This is a genomic window from Vibrio galatheae (assembly GCF_000967545.1).
GTDB classification, from domain to species: Bacteria; Pseudomonadota; Gammaproteobacteria; order Enterobacterales; family Vibrionaceae; genus Vibrio; species Vibrio galatheae.
Map to the genome: position 1 here is coordinate 120,449 of NZ_JXXV01000018.1, position 14,493 is coordinate 134,941.

At 43.7% G+C, this 14,493-nt stretch carries 13 protein-coding genes; 7 read left to right on the plus strand and 6 right to left on the minus strand.

From position 1 onward, the window contains the following. Positions 1–26 precede the first annotated feature (26 nt). Positions 27–935, minus strand: coding sequence for a dienelactone hydrolase family protein (locus TW81_RS11265; protein WP_045956030.1), 909 nt, complete (start codon positions 933–935; stop codon positions 27–29). A gap of 427 nt (positions 936–1,362) precedes the next feature. Between TW81_RS11265 and TW81_RS11270 the strand changes: the two genes are divergently transcribed. Together TW81_RS11270 and TW81_RS11275 are read left to right on the plus strand one after the other, a co-directional pair. Then, positions 1,363–2,925: a bifunctional metallophosphatase/5'-nucleotidase gene (locus tag TW81_RS11270; RefSeq protein ID WP_045955813.1), complete on the plus strand. Its 1,563-nt coding sequence runs from the start codon at positions 1,363–1,365 to the stop codon at positions 2,923–2,925. A gap of 21 nt (positions 2,926–2,946) precedes the next feature. Continuing rightward, complete coding sequence (locus tag TW81_RS11275) at positions 2,947–4,365, plus strand: hypothetical protein (RefSeq protein ID WP_045955814.1); 1,419 nt, start codon at positions 2,947–2,949, stop codon at positions 4,363–4,365. A 48-nt stretch (positions 4,366–4,413) separates the two neighbouring features. On the opposite strand, the gene ppiC is transcribed toward TW81_RS11275, so the two are convergent. Continuing rightward, positions 4,414–4,692 (minus strand): peptidylprolyl isomerase PpiC, encoded by a 279-nt coding sequence (gene ppiC, locus TW81_RS11280; RefSeq protein ID WP_045955815.1) that lies wholly within the window; start codon positions 4,690–4,692, stop codon positions 4,414–4,416. A 192-nt stretch (positions 4,693–4,884) separates the two neighbouring features. Here ppiC and TW81_RS11285 point away from each other — a divergent pair, with 192 nt between their 5' ends. Next, positions 4,885–5,820 carry a chemotaxis protein gene (locus TW81_RS11285; RefSeq protein WP_045955816.1) on the plus strand — a complete coding sequence of 312 codons (936 nt, stop codon included), beginning with the start codon at positions 4,885–4,887 and terminating at the stop codon, positions 5,818–5,820. Positions 5,821–6,013: 193 nt separating this feature from the next. Further along, a complete protein-coding gene (locus TW81_RS11290; protein WP_045955817.1) occupies positions 6,014–7,030 on the plus strand; it encodes a GGDEF domain-containing protein in 1,017 nt (338 codons plus the stop codon). 74 nt (positions 7,031–7,104) lie between these two features. Here the strand turns inward: TW81_RS11290 and TW81_RS11295 are convergent, their stop codons facing one another. Then, positions 7,105–8,037 carry a DHH family phosphoesterase gene (locus TW81_RS11295; protein WP_045955818.1) on the minus strand — a complete coding sequence of 311 codons (933 nt, stop codon included), beginning with the start codon at positions 8,035–8,037 and terminating at the stop codon, positions 7,105–7,107. A gap of 198 nt (positions 8,038–8,235) precedes the next feature. Here TW81_RS11295 and TW81_RS11300 point away from each other — a divergent pair, with 198 nt between their 5' ends. Then, positions 8,236–8,487 carry a putative hemolysin gene (locus tag TW81_RS11300; RefSeq protein WP_045955819.1) on the plus strand — a complete coding sequence of 84 codons (252 nt, stop codon included), beginning with the start codon at positions 8,236–8,238 and terminating at the stop codon, positions 8,485–8,487. A 48-nt stretch (positions 8,488–8,535) separates the two neighbouring features. Here the strand turns inward: TW81_RS11300 and TW81_RS11305 are convergent, their stop codons facing one another. Next, positions 8,536–9,375: a YdcF family protein gene (locus TW81_RS11305; protein WP_045955820.1), complete on the minus strand. Its 840-nt coding sequence runs from the start codon at positions 9,373–9,375 to the stop codon at positions 8,536–8,538. 189 nt (positions 9,376–9,564) lie between these two features. Between TW81_RS11305 and TW81_RS11310 the strand changes: the two genes are divergently transcribed. Continuing rightward, the gene (locus tag TW81_RS11310) at positions 9,565–10,935 is read left to right on the plus strand and encodes an L-serine ammonia-lyase (protein WP_045955821.1); all 1,371 of its coding nucleotides are present in this window, start codon (positions 9,565–9,567) and stop codon (positions 10,933–10,935) included. Positions 10,936–10,996: 61 nt separating this feature from the next. Here the strand turns inward: TW81_RS11310 and TW81_RS11315 are convergent, their stop codons facing one another. Beyond that, positions 10,997–12,121 (minus strand): M14 family metallopeptidase, encoded by a 1,125-nt coding sequence (locus tag TW81_RS11315; protein ID WP_045955822.1) that lies wholly within the window; start codon positions 12,119–12,121, stop codon positions 10,997–10,999. A 287-nt stretch (positions 12,122–12,408) separates the two neighbouring features. Between TW81_RS11315 and TW81_RS11320 the strand changes: the two genes are divergently transcribed. Further along, positions 12,409–13,884 (plus strand): peptide MFS transporter, encoded by a 1,476-nt coding sequence (locus TW81_RS11320; protein ID WP_045955823.1) that lies wholly within the window; start codon positions 12,409–12,411, stop codon positions 13,882–13,884. Positions 13,885–13,969: 85 nt separating this feature from the next. On the opposite strand, the gene TW81_RS11325 is transcribed toward TW81_RS11320, so the two are convergent. After that, complete coding sequence (locus TW81_RS11325; protein ID WP_045955824.1) at positions 13,970–14,326, minus strand: DUF3316 domain-containing protein; 357 nt, start codon at positions 14,324–14,326, stop codon at positions 13,970–13,972. Positions 14,327–14,493: the final 167 nt, after the last annotated feature.

Consider the following 14,493-nt stretch of genomic DNA (forward strand, 5'->3'; position numbering starts at 1 on the left):
GTGTAACGGCTAACTGGCGCAGATTTTTAGCTTAAATGTTGCTTGAAAAACGTCAGTGTCCGATCCCATGCGAGTTCTGCTTCAGTTTCCGCATAGCGACCTGTGGAGTCATTGTGAAAGCCATGATTGACTCCATCATAAAAATGCGCGGTGTAAGTGGCACCATTCGCTTTGAGCTGTTTTTCGTATTCAGCCCAAGTCGCATTGACGCGCTTATCCAAGCCAGCAAACTGCAGCAATAAGGGTCCTTTTACGTTTTCTTGTAACTCCATTGCCGCAGGTGTTCCGTAGAAGGGCACACCTGCATCGAGCTGTTCAGGAATAGTCGCTGCAAGCATGTTGACAATATAACCACCAAAACAGAAACCAACCGCACCCAATTTGCCGTTGCTCACTTGATGAGATTTTAAAAAACTGGCAGCGGCAATAAAGTCTTCTTCAATTTTTCTGCGCTCCATGCTTTTTTGCATCGCGCGTCCTTCATCGTCATTTCCGGGGTAGCCTCCAAGTGGGTAGAGCGCGTCTGGGGCAAACGCCACGTACCCTTTAGCGGCCAGCCGCCTAGCAACATCTTTAATATAAGGATTCAGACCACGGTTTTCATGCACCACCAAAACCACAGGGGCTTGACCATTTATCTCTCGGGGAACAACCAAATAGCCCTGACATTCACCACTCCCCTTTGGCGAGTCAAATTTGGCATACGTCGCTTTAATCGCCGGATCGTTGAAAGAAACTTGCTCGGCAAGGGCATAATTTGGCATTAACGCGGAGGTGAGTGTTGTCATGGTAAAACCTAATGCCACAATGCCAGAGAGTCGGGACATGAACTCTCTGCGTGTAATCAGCCCATGCGCATATTCGTCATACCAGTCAAAGGCTTCTTGGGGAATAGCTCGTTGCATTGTGTTTTGGCTTTCTTGCTGCATTTCCATCATACACCCGTCCTCGTTGCAAATTAGATAGAATCGGTCTTCAAGAAAGCGTAGTTCAATATAATGACAATTATTATCTTTTACATTAATTTACACAGCTCATCCGAAGGATCATCGTCATTCAAATGACTGGATACCATAATTTGCTCAAAATTCGCCGTGCAAAGCCATTCGCCTGGCGAATGTTATCGAAACGTTCTATTTCTAAGTAGAAGTACAAATAGCAGACTCGCTTTTGGCTACCAGCGCTCCGTTAGATCGCCGCATATTTTCGTCCATCAACACAAAAAGATACTCCGCACTGACTCTTATATAATCCACATCAATTTTGTGAACCAAATCAAATGTGCCACGAATACTCAAACGCATAATTCATTCGGCTTCAGTTATACAGCCTTTGTACCTAGAAATTTAGATGGAACCGAATATGAAAAATACCATTAACAAACCAGTTCTGCTCTCGCTTGCAGCAGCGCTAATAAGCGTATCTTCAAATGCCCTTGCCGAAGTACACAACATAACATTACTTCATACCAACGACATTGAAAGTGTCTACGAGCCGGTCGATGCGTTTTGGAACCCAAACATTACCCGAATTGGAGGTATTCCGTACCTTGCTACATTAATCAAAGAAACAAGAGCAAAGGAAAAAACAAGCTTCCTGCTAGATGCAGGGGATATTTTTACTGGATCCCTATCAAAAAAAACCAAAGGCAAACTCTCTTTTGATTTATACAGTGCAATGGGGTACGACGCGATCACGCTCGGGAATCATGAATTCGAATACGGATGGGAAACTCTGAAACAAAATATGCCTCGTGCGGCCTACCCCGTACTGAATGCAAATATCAAATTTGAACAAAATGACGCGCCTTTCGCCCAGCCATATACCATCCTAGAAAGAGATGGGGTTCGAGTGGGCGTCATTGGCGTAATGGGGATTGACGCTTTCTATAACACTATGTGGAAGGGCAACCGAAAAGGCTTAACCATTGATGATCCAATTGAAACGACACAGTATTGGGTTGACAAAATTCGTGATGAAGTCGATATGATTGTAGTGCTCACACACCAAAATAAAACAGCACCTATGCAAACTGACAAAGAAGCCGACCCAGAAGTTCAACGTGGATTCGACGAAGATTATGATATGGCAGGTAAATTAACTGGCGTTGACGTAATCTTTGGGGGTCACTCCGACCACGGTTTGTGGAAACCCGTTGTTCATCCTAAAACAGGCACAATTATCGGCTTAACTTTCGGACAAGGGAAATACCTTGGCTACACAAAATTCGCAGTCGATACTGATAAACACGATGTCAAATTACTTGAGGGCAAGCTGATTCCAGTGGAGTCTGACAAACTGAAGAAAGACGAAAAAACCAGTCAGTTAATTGAAACTGCGCGTGCCAAGCATCCAGAGCTGAAGCAAATATTAGCAACACTAGACAAAACCGCCTACCGTAGCTACTACCGAGAATCGAATGTAGGTAACTTGGTCGCCGACATGATGCGAGAGGCTGCAAAGGCAGACATTAGTATGATCAGTTCTGGTAGTATACGTGTCGACTTAAACAAAGGACCGGTAACAATGGAAAATATCATGGATCTTTTCCCTTTCACCGATAAGCTATCTTTGGTAGAGCTGACAGGAAAACAAGTGAAAGCGTTATTGGAATACAGTTACACTTTGCCATACGGCCTAGCACAGTTTTCAGGTATCGAAGCAAAATATGACAGCCAAAGACCTGAAGGCAACCGTTTACTAGCACTAAAAGTTAATGGCAGCACGGTAGATGACGATCAAGTGTATAAAGTCGCTACTTATTCTTATGCGGCAAGTGGTGGTGACGGGTATCAAGTGTTTGCTGAAGGTACGATGCTGTCAGAAACAGGCTCTATCACTCAGGTACTTATTGATCACCTCAAAGCGCATCAAAAAGTTTCGGTACCAGCTTTGGGACGTCAAATAGACGTATCCAAACAATAGTACCCTTATGGAGGGGAAACGGTGCGCTTCAGAGAAGATTACAATGGGTGCAAGACTTACGGTTGCCCAAATTGCGGGAACCCTAAACCCTCACTTTACTCTCGCTCAAACAGGCTCGGTTACGATGCTTGGTATTGCTCTGAATGCGGCGCTTACCCACCAGTATTACTAAATACACCCATCATTGCACTGGCGAAGCAAATTAGTCGTCGCCAGTGCGATATCTCTCTTTTTCATGGCTGCTCGTGCCAAAAACCACAATATCAACGCTATGGCTTTACGGCACAAGGTAGTCAGCGGGTACAATGTACACAATGCAAGCGTGTAATTACCCAACCCAATGCCAAGAAACTGGCAAACATACTCCAACCGATTATGGATGCTTTAATCAATCAGGTACGTCCCGAAGCTATCCAAAAAGCATGTAATCTAAGCGGTAAGGAACTTGCTAAGCATCTGGAGCTACTCGCCCATCTACTCACTCAAGTGAGTTTAAATTGGGAGAAAAAAGCCAACTTCCCTTTTATCCAAACTCGCACGACAAAACAGGTCTGCCGCTCAGGCTTACAGCACAACAATCATCAACAATACGAAACTCACCTTTGGACGCTTTCAAGTGTGGACTCTCAATCCGGTTATATGGTGTTGTTCAATGACAATGCTTTGTATGACGATACCCTGCTCACACCATCAGTGCTAGAAGAGAGTCTCTATCATCTCGATCACGTTGAACCCCTCTTAGAAAGTGATATTGAAGTACTGAATAAAGCCGAGATCACTTACAGTAAAATATTGGCTCGCAGCCAGTTTGATAAACTGGCGTATAGCCTCCAATGCCATGCTAAATCAAAAGAAGCACAGATACTTCGCCCGGTTTACGCCGCTCATGCCCACTTCCAAAACTTGTACATGAAGACAAATAAAATGCCACCATCAGCAATTATTCTCGAACATGAAAGCTTTTTACGAGGAGCTTCTATCACCGCTTTCAGTAACGAAGTAAGAAATGGTCATACAGACTTATATTATTGCCACCTAACCGACAATACAGATAGTACAAAGTCGAAGACAATCAGCAGAAATATGAGTTGGTGGAACGAGAAATGGTATAGCCTAGCGATTGAAAACTTACATGGTAGTTGGCAAGCGGGTATCGGGGTACTAACCAATGACACAAACAAAATTAGCCAAATTTTGCCTTCCAACCCCGACTGGAATCAACACTTCTGGAACAGTTTTAACCTGTGGCTTTCCCCTCAATACGCTAGACGCATTAGCCTAAAACGGCTCCATCAATGGCAATACATCTATCGATATTTGTACAACGTCGTCTTTACCAGCCGACTAAACAGTACAATAGTTAACAACGTTGAACCAACTGAGATAGGCTCTATCGTTACAGCCATGAACCAAGAAAATATTAGCGGATACAAATCGTAAGATTAGACGTTAATAAAAGAGCTAAGATTTCTGTATAGAGTGTTATTGTTAGGTGCGATAAAGAACCTTTACCACATGCCAACCAAACTTAGTTTTAACTAGGTGTGGAACCAGTGTTTCACCGGAAAAACAGACCTTGTCAAACTGGGGGACCATTTGTCCTTTGCGGAACTCGCCTAAATCGCCACCTTTCTTACCGGATGGACAGGTGGAATATTTTTTTGCGAGCGTCTGAAATTTTGCACCTTTTTTAAGCTGTTTGATAATGTCTTCAGCTTGTTCTTTATGCTTGACCAAAATGTGAAGGGCATGAGCTGTTTTAGCCATGTGGATGCCTGTATATATGACTTAATCTGCGAATTGTACCCCAATAAAACGAGATCTTCACCCAAGTAAATGGCGCTATTTATCTTGAATGGCTATCTTATCGACGTTTGGATACAATTTTGATTAGTGCCCATTGATCATCAGGGCAAATCCGTTACCATTTACATGAATAACCGACCGAATGAGAATCTCATGGCAAAACCAGTCAGTAAAGCAAATCAGTCTCAGGGCATGCTGATGTTTACTTTAACGCAAAGTAAGCAACTCTTCGCTATTGGTACTCTGAAAGTCAGAGAAATTGTACCATTCCAACCAACCACACAGATCCCCTATTCGCATCATCACGTGGTTGGCACAGTAACCATTCGTGGTAAAACCATCCCTGTGATTAATATGCCTGCCGCCATTGGTTTTCGCCCTATTCAACCGGAAGAGTACGAATCGTGCTACTTGATAGTCACTGACTGTCTGCGCACAGTCGTCGCCTTTATGGTTCGTTCCATAGAAAAAATCATTGAATGTGACTGGAAGTCGATTGAATCAGCGCCCAAAAGTGCCGGCTCAAACGTTTTTGTAACTGGCATTACTCGTTTCGACGGTCAAATTATTCAGATGCTCGATGTCGAATTACTGCTGTCTAAGATCTATCCTCAGTACGAGTCGACCAATATTCCTATGCTCACCGACATTGAGCGTGAGCGTTTGAAAGCTCTCAACATTTTGTTGGTTGACGACTCTTCAATCGCGCGCAAACAGCTATCTGATGCGCTAGATAGCATTAATATCTCATACCAGATCTGCAACAACGGTCTTGATGCCCTTGATTTAATGCGAGAAGAGGCATCCGCAGGTCGCCCTATCGATTTACTAGTTAGTGATATCGAGATGCCAGGCCTAGACGGATACGAACTCGCGTTTGAAACGCAGAATGACGCACAGCTTAAAAATAGCTACGTGATTCTGCACACGTCACTATCAAGTGAAATATGCGTTGACCGCGCCCAGCAAGTTGGTGCTCATGAAGCGCTAGAAAAATTTAACGCTGCCGACCTAATTCAAGCGATGTTGCGTGGTGCAAGCAAATTGGAATCAGGTAACGTTCGAGAAGAAGTACCGCATGGCGTTTAGCTAAGTTTGCTTCGGAGTTACTGAGGCAACTCCAAGTTTATGTCGCTATAATGTACCAATAGAGACATACAGTTGTGCTAAAGTTCATATAACGTATTAATTTATCATTGCAAATTGATACTAAACATACATCTAAATTAGAAATCCGCTACTCTTAGTGTAATGAGTGTCGAAATAAGATTATTCCTAACAAATGACAGACGACGACTTCAAGAAATCGACGGAAAACCTTAAAAAAGCCGTCCCATTGATGATGAAAAACTACGTAGCCGCCACACCTGCTAACTATGCACTGTGGTACACATACGTGGACAATGCTATTCCGCAGCTAAATCGTGAACTCGATAGCGTCGTTGAAAATTTTGGCATCTGCCCCCCAGCAGCCAGTGAACAGCTTTACAATACATATGTTGCTAGCCGTACTGAAACCGACATGCGTGATCTGCGCAATAATATCGAAATCTTAGTCAACGAAGTATCGCGTTCAATGAGTGACACCCTATCTGACACTTCTCAGTTTTCACAATTAATTGACAAAAGTTTCGATAATTTAGAGCGCGTTGAAGACCAAGCCATGTCAATGGACGAAGTCATGACGGTTATCCGCCAGCTGGTTTCAGAATCTCGCGAGATTCGTCATTCGACTCGTTTTCTAAACGATCAGCTTGAAACTGCGACCAGAGAAATTAATCAGTTGAAGACTCAACTCGCTTCTGTTCAGCAAGATGCGCTGTTTGATTCATTAACCAGTTTGTACAATCGCCGCTCTTTCGACAGTGACTTAAACACCCTCTGCCGTTCAGAACAGAAGATGTGTTTGATTTTGGCGGACATAGACCACTTTAAAGTGTTCAACGATACCTACGGACACTTATTTGGTGACACTGTCATTAAAGGAATTGCTCGCAGGCTTCAATTGAGTTGCCGTGATGGTATTCAAGCTTATCGATTTGGTGGTGAAGAATTCGCCATGATTGTGCCGAATAAATCACTACGCATTGCGAGGCAGTTTGGTGAAAGCTTACGCCGCGCAGTCGAGAAACTGTCGGTGAAAGATCGCCGGACTGGCAAACAAATCGGTAACATTACGATTTCGATGGGCGTAGCGGAATTAGAGCAAGGCGAGAAAGGTGAGTCACTCATCGAACGCGCGGACAAGTTGCTCTACGAGGCGAAAGAGTTAGGTCGTAACCGCGTTATGCCAATTTAAGCTGTTATTCGTTCCCACAATTAAAAACCGCCCCTAAGCAAAAACTTAGGGGCGTTTTTTACATCAGAAATTACTTAGCCGTCAGATGTGATGGCAGCTATCAGCTCTTGCTGCACACTTTCCGCTTGATCATTGCTAATCTGGCATGTTCCGGCGGCCTTGTGTCCACCACCACCATATTTAAGCATCAACTCACCAACGTTGGTTTTAGAGCTACGATCAAAGATAGATTTCCCGGTCGCAAACACAGTATTCTGTTTTTGGAATCCCCACATTTTGTGAATAGAGATATTGCACTGTGGATACAAGGCGTAGATGATGAAGCGGTTGCCCGCATAGATCACGTTTTCCCCAGTCAGGTCGAGAAAGATAAGGTTGTCATAAACCGTTGCGCATCGTTGAATCTGCTCTTTGAATAGATTCTCATGTTCACGATAGAGATCGATACGCTCTTTCACATCAGGTAACGCGAGAATTTCATCGATCGAATGGTTTTTACAGTACTCAATCAAGTCCATCATCAAGGTATAGTTAGAAATCCGGAACTCGCGAAAGCGCCCGAGCCCAGTGCGAGCATCCATAAGGAAGTTCAATAAATTCCATCCTGTCGAATCCAGCACTTCATCACGGGTAAACTGCGCGGAATCACCTTTATCGACAGCTTCCATCATATCTTGCCAGTCACTTGGAAAAACTTGCTCGCCACCATAGTAATCCCACACGACCCGCGCCGCCGAAGGAGCGTCAGGATCAATGATGTGGTTATCATTTTTGACAGGGTTACGTATCAGTTCTGAAAGATGGTGATCAAAGACAAGGTGAGCCTTATCCACGTAAGGTAAGTTAGTCACAATGTCATGAGAAGTGATGTCGACGACACCATCTTGCATATCTTTAGGATGAACGAACTTAATATCCTCAATAAGATCCAGCTGTTTCAACAGCACGGCACAAACAAGGCCGTCAAAGTCACTTCGTGTTACAAGTCGATATTTTTGATCCGACATCTGGCATTTCCTATGCTTAATCTTTTTATTCAGGGAATTTTTCAGTCATACCAAAACATTACAGCATGTTCTACTGCTTTGTTGTACAACTCCTTTTAATATTAGACATCACGAAGCTTTTAACAAACTCTAGACAGAGTTTTTCGTCCTGTGCTCTATAATCGATATGCTACCAATTGATTTTATATAGGTTTTGTTATGAATAAACTAAGTTTTGCTGTGGCTTGCGTGGGTGTTTTACTACTGGCTGGCTGTGCAAATGAACCGGATGAGTATGACGTTAAAGAATACACTTCTGTCGCTAACCCAGCCTCCGTTTACTGTGTGCAACAAGGTGGTGAGCTAGGTGCAGCAACCGAAAATGGTATACGCGTAACTTACTGTCTACTGGAAAACGGTGAAAGTGTTGAGCAGTGGGAGTATTATCGCCAAAACCATGATGGCCAATAACCTGACAATGATTGGAAAGAGAGCGCCATCCCAGCGCTCTCTTTCGCTCTATATCCCGTCCTCATAGCCTTGCTGCTCAGGGTCAAAGCGTCGATTGAGCTTAATCAAGTTGTCATTTAGCAGTGCTAATTGTTCACAAGCTTGCCCGTAATCAACATCCGCCGCAGTTGCGTCAACCGCAGACTTGATGATACCGAGCGCCCGCAGTGAATCAGCGTCAGTAATTAGATGGTTTAACTCTTTCAACGCATAACATGCAATCTTATAGGGCTGCTCACGAACCTGTGGAAGCGGCCTATTAAAGACGTTACTCTTTACCCCTTCCAAGTACACTCTATAAGTGGTGATCTCATCGAGAAGTAAAAACACTTGCCCAGCAGTCGAGCTATGTGGGTATGGTTCGGCGATATGGTCAGATATCGAAGTCGAAATGTTAAGCGTCAACCCACTCTGAGCACACTGCATTTTGAGCGTTCTCAACAACCCTTGCTCATCCATTAAAGTTTGAATCTCGAAAATACGCTTAAGGTGATAATCATTAGAAATGAAAGTCACTGTCACTGCCTGCCCCTGACGGCACATTTTACTGCTAACCAATTCTTGGGCGGCATTGGTGATATTTTCAATGGTGTTGGTCGATTTACCTTCAAGTATGATATGACGCGGCTTGTTGCCTTTATGGACATGTAAGAAGTAATCATACATCGCCTGAGCTTCTGTTTGCGTCTGTTCCCCCGTCATCCCGCCACAAAAAATTACCGCGCTCGATGCCAAGTTCCTATCATCTAACGCCTTAGATAGCGCTTCAACACGCGTTCTGCCTTCGCTGGTCAGCACATTGTTTGCGAGTCGTTTACCCAGTACCAACACCACATTTTCAATGTCCATTATTTATCCATGTCTCAATTATTCCTACCGACTTCAACATAAACTGTACAAGCATCTACTTTGTCGCTAGCTTATTGCAGGTTAATATTTTGTTAACAAGTCACAAACAAGACGTTATCCCCATTTACGTGCCATACTGGTAAATAAAAGAGCCTGAAACAAGGGCCACTACAACAGGAAGTAAAAGTTATGCTGTCAATATTTGATATTTTCAAAGTAGGCGTTGGTCCTTCAAGCTCACACACCAATGGGCCAATGCTTGCAGGGTATCATTTTACTCGCCTTCTTGCTTCATCAATAGAACAAGTGACTCGTGTTCAAGTTGACCTGTTTGGTTCGCTGTCTCTTACAGGCAAAGGGCACCACACAGATAGAGCCGTGATCTTAGGTCTACTGGGAAACAAGCCCGACACGATAAAAATGAGCAGCGCCAAACAAGCGCTCGCCAATACCATTGATCAAGGTAACCTACTGCTTTCAGGGACTCACGCCATCAATTTCAACTATGGGAACGACATCTTATTCCACAGTGACAACTTACCATTGCACGAAAACGGGATGACGATTACCGCTTATGATGCAAACGGAAATAACTTAGTGCACGAGATCTATTACTCCATCGGTGGCGGATTCATTGCCACCGCAAAAGAGCTCGAACAAGGCGGTTCAGCGAACAATGTTGAAGTCCCTTTCCCATTTACCAGTGCGGATGAAATGCTCGATATGGCCGAAAAAAATGGCCTAAGTCTTGGCGGAATGATCCTGAAAAATGAGCAAAATTTCTTTAGTGACGATGAGATTACTGCAAAAGCTGACCAAATCTGGAAAGTGATGTCTTTATGCATGCAACGTGGATTTGATACTGAAGGAATCCTTGAAGGCGGCTTAAACGTCACCCGCCGTGCGCCCAACCTACTCAAAAAGCTTGAAGCCAACGCCGCGATTGAAAACGACCCAATGGAAATAATGGATTGGATCAACTTGTTCGCTTTTGCTGTGAGCGAAGAGAACGCCGCAGGTGGGCAAGTCGTTACATCACCAACCAATGGCGCGGCTGGTGTTATTCCTGCGGTTTTAATGTATTACCATCGTTTTATCAAAGAGCTCGACATTAAACAGCTTAAAGACTTTCTTGCCGTCGCAGGCGCAATTGGTATTTTGTACAAGACCAATGCTTCCATCTCTGGGGCAGAAGTGGGTTGTCAGGGCGAGGTCGGCGTTTCTTCATCAATGGCTGCTGCCGGATTAACCGCACTGCGCGGCGGTAGCAACGAACAGATTTGTATTGCAGCTGAGATAGCGATGGAACACTCACTCGGTATGACCTGCGATCCAATTGGCGGATTAGTTCAGGTGCCTTGTATAGAACGCAATGCAATGGGTGCAATGAAAGCAATCAACGCGTCGCGAATGGCACTTAAGCGAACCAGTAAATGCCTTATCTCTCTCGACAAAGTGATTGCAACTATGTACCAGACAGGTAAAGACATGAATAAGAAGTACCGCGAAACCTCGCTAGGTGGCCTGGCGGTCATTCATATGGCTCCACCTTGTGAATAACACTTTAGAAACAACAAAGGCGCGATATTTTCGCGCCTTTGTTGTATTAATCCAGTAAGAGTTAAATCTTATCGACCATGGCAAGTGTTGCTGCCAGCATATCGTGGCCAAATTTAACGCTACGCTCAGGTGACCAACCATAAAGTGGATCAGGATAGTCGTTATTGTCCTTAAATGGCATCTCGACCGTGTAAGAAAGACACTTGAACTGCTCACCAACCCAATTTGAACCAACGGTCAGGTTCGCTTTACCTGGTTCATCTTTGTCGTAACCATGTTGATCTTGGAATTCTGGTGTCACTGTATGTAACGCTTGTTTAAACGTACTCTCAAGGTTTGCTAAACGCTCATCATAAGATGGGATACCTTCGGAGCCCGCCACAAAGTTAAATGGAATCGCTTCGTCTCCGTGGATATCAAGGAACATATCCACACCCGTTTCCAGCATACGTTGACGCACTAAATAGACTTCAGGACTGCGCTCAATTGACGGCGTCTGCCACTCTCTGTTGAGGTTAACCCCGATTGCGTTGCAGCGTAAGTGACCACGGATCGCGCCATCTGGGTTCATATTCGGCACGACATAAAGCACCGCATTTTCAAGCAAAGCTCGTGCACTGGTATCATCTTCATCAAGCAGTCTTTGGATAAAACCTTCCATAAACCACTCAGCCATTGTTTCACCCGGATGTTGACGAGCGATCAGCCAAATTTTCTTTTTACCCTCTTCTGGCTCACCAAACGTCAATAAACTCATGTCGTTGCCATCTAGCGTACTGCCTAAGGTTTCTAATCTGCAGTGATGTGCACTTTGCGCCATATGGATAAGATCGAGATGGCGGTCGTAAGTATAAGGTGCAAAATAAGCGAAGTAGATCGAGCTACGTTCAGGAATAACGGTAAACCTTAAGGTGTCACCATCAAACTCAGCAGGAATGCGGAACCATTCCTCACGGTCGTATGACGCTACGACATCGTAACCATTCCAGCCTTCTGGGTACGCTGAGTTTTTTAAATCGAGTAATTGAATCGTATGAGACTGCTCTGCTTGTGTCTCTAGGCGAAAATGAAACCACTGATAGAACTCAGATTGGTTGTCATTAGGGATCTTAAGTTGAACCTGATCTTTATTCTCGATACTCACTACTTCGATACTACCACTATCGAAATTACTGAAAATCTTCATGCTGACATTCCTTATACATTGGCCGAATAAGGCACGAGGCTAGCATAGTTCCTTACGTGAAAAAAACACTTTACTGTGCTGGATTGTCTCTTTGACTGGGAAAATTAAAGGAAAGCTGCTTCACGCAAACGATTTGGATCAATTACATTACAAATATTTATGCGAACTTGAGAAAAAGTCGTGCATCAAAAGTGCATTCTGCGATAATTGTTTCAATTTATTAAATGCCACTAATTATAATTTATGCAGATGTTATTGCTGAATTATAGCCAATAAGAGAGATTATTATGTGGAATAAACTCAACAAATCAATGATGTTTTGCCAAGCCATGTTTGGTTTATCATTCTATGGTGTAATGGTTATTTTGACCCGATTTTTCTTAGAAGATCTAGGGTACAGTGAAGCGGATACCATGATGGTTGTCGGCGCCTTTTCATCTATAGGTCCACTGTTTGCTATTGCTGGCGGATTTATCGCGGATAAATTCTTAGGTGCTTATCGCTCATTAACGATTGCCTATGGAACCTTTGCCACCGGGTATACATTGCTAGTGTTAGGTGCATCAACCACCAATGTACCATTAGCGCTTGTCGGTATTGCATTAGCCAGTTACGCACGTGGCTTGATGTCTCCGTCTTACCCTAGCCTTTACAAACGTACTTTTGCCAGCGAAGAAGACTTTGAAAATGGATACCCTGTTAACTATTCGGTAAACAACGTTGGTGCTCTTTTAGGTCAATACCTTTTCCCAATGTTCGTATTAGTGATTGGTTTCCATGGTAGCTTTACGCTTTCTGCTGTTATGGCTGGGTTTGCCTTTGCAGTACTGGTTGTCTTTAACAAACAATTGGTGAATGTTGGTGCTGACATCGACCAAAATCCAGTAAGCACTAAAAACTGGATCGCCTTCTTAGGCTTATCGGCAGCTATGGTTGGCTTGGTGTTCTTCATGTTCTCTAACATGGATATCGGGCAAAACATTGTCTACGCCATCGGTGCTGCCGCTATTTTGTACTTTGTATCACTCATGTTCAAAGCAGAGAAATCAGACGCGCTCAAGATGGGCACTATCTTGATTATGACAGTGCTCACTACCTGCTTCTTTGTTTACTACGGTCAAATGATGACCTCAATGACTATGGTAACGATCAATACCATGCGTGGTGACTTGTTCAACCTAATTCCAATCGCACCCGAAGCGTCAATGGCAATGAACCCACTATGGTGTATCGTTGCGGGTCCAGTTATTGCTATGACTTTCTCTTCCCTTGAGAAAAGAGGTATTAACTTCTCGACAGCTACTAAAATCGGTTTTGCGTTTGTTTTAACTGCAATTGCGTTTGGTATTTTAACCATGGCAGTGACAAACATCGGGGAAGATGTCGTCATTCGCCCAGAAGTTTTCCTAGCGATTCATTTCTTCCAAGCATTTGCAGAAGTGATCGTCGGTAGCTTGGTCGTTGCTTTCATTCTGTCAGTGGCACCAAAGCACATCGAAGGCTTCTCAGTGTCGCTGTTCTCTGTGGCGATGGCGTTAAGTGGTATTGTCGGTGCGGTGTTCTCGACTTCTATCGCGTTGGAAAAAGGCCAAGAGATTACCCAAGAAATTGTGCAAACTGTGTATGGGGATTACTTCCAACTGCTGACTGTTCTTGCTGTGGTAATGGTGGCTATCGCACTGGTCTCTTCGCTGGTTATTCGTAAGATGCTTGATGTGGCACGTGCTGGTGAGCAACCAGAGATGGTCGAAGCAGAAGGCTAATCTTTCTTTACCATCTAGACGAAAAAACCCAAGCTATAAGCTTGGGTTTGTATTTTTTTGCTAGCAGAAACCGGAATTCTGTACCTTAGTTTCTATCTCTAGCTCTAAACTCATAATTCACTTTGATTACAGGTTGAAACGCGATGTCACCTTCGTTAGTAACAATTTCGTTAACCGTAACTTGTGAGTCACGCAGTTCAAACGAATTTACGTCGACTTGGTCATTGCTTGAATAAGAAACTGAACGACTCAACTCATATGGAGATTTGTCATTAATATCCATAATCATACTTTTACCCGCAGCCAAAGCAGCTTCTCTTGACGCCACAGGATTACCGCTCATCGTTTCACTTTTCATTTTGGTCGTATACCCACCACCTGAACCTGCCACAACGACAGAACTGAACAAGACTATACTCGCTAAACTCATTAACTTAATCATAACTGACTCCTTAGTTACTTATCTTGCTTGCCTTACTTACCTAAAATAGAAATCAAAAAATCGAAATACATTGATGCACACGATTAACTAGATAGTACGTAACAACAGACCAGAAGGAATTAGAAATAATTGCACTTCTCATTCGAATAATTTGAATTGAGGTAAAT

What these genes read in the sequence shown, in the direction of transcription:
- TW81_RS11265 (WP_045956030.1), bottom strand. Translation starts at nt 935, where the DNA reads ATGGAAATGCAGCAAGAAAGCCAAAACACAATGCAACGAGCTATTCCC.
- TW81_RS11270 (WP_045955813.1), top strand. Translation starts at nt 1,363, where the DNA reads ATGAAAAATACCATTAACAAACCAGTTCTGCTCTCGCTTGCAGCAGCG.
- ppiC (WP_045955815.1), bottom strand. Translation starts at nt 4,692, where the DNA reads ATGGCTAAAACAGCTCATGCCCTTCACATTTTGGTCAAGCATAAAGAA.
- TW81_RS11285 (WP_045955816.1), top strand. Translation starts at nt 4,885, where the DNA reads ATGGCAAAACCAGTCAGTAAAGCAAATCAGTCTCAGGGCATGCTGATG.
- TW81_RS11290 (WP_045955817.1), top strand. Translation starts at nt 6,014, where the DNA reads ATGACAGACGACGACTTCAAGAAATCGACGGAAAACCTTAAAAAAGCC.
- TW81_RS11295 (WP_045955818.1), bottom strand. Translation starts at nt 8,037, where the DNA reads ATGTCGGATCAAAAATATCGACTTGTAACACGAAGTGACTTTGACGGC.
- TW81_RS11300 (WP_045955819.1), top strand. Translation starts at nt 8,236, where the DNA reads ATGAATAAACTAAGTTTTGCTGTGGCTTGCGTGGGTGTTTTACTACTG.
- TW81_RS11305 (WP_045955820.1), bottom strand. Translation starts at nt 9,375, where the DNA reads ATGGACATTGAAAATGTGGTGTTGGTACTGGGTAAACGACTCGCAAAC.
- TW81_RS11310 (WP_045955821.1), top strand. Translation starts at nt 9,565, where the DNA reads ATGCTGTCAATATTTGATATTTTCAAAGTAGGCGTTGGTCCTTCAAGC.
- TW81_RS11315 (WP_045955822.1), bottom strand. Translation starts at nt 12,121, where the DNA reads ATGAAGATTTTCAGTAATTTCGATAGTGGTAGTATCGAAGTAGTGAGT.
- TW81_RS11320 (WP_045955823.1), top strand. Translation starts at nt 12,409, where the DNA reads ATGTGGAATAAACTCAACAAATCAATGATGTTTTGCCAAGCCATGTTT.
- TW81_RS11325 (WP_045955824.1), bottom strand. Translation starts at nt 14,326, where the DNA reads ATGATTAAGTTAATGAGTTTAGCGAGTATAGTCTTGTTCAGTTCTGTC.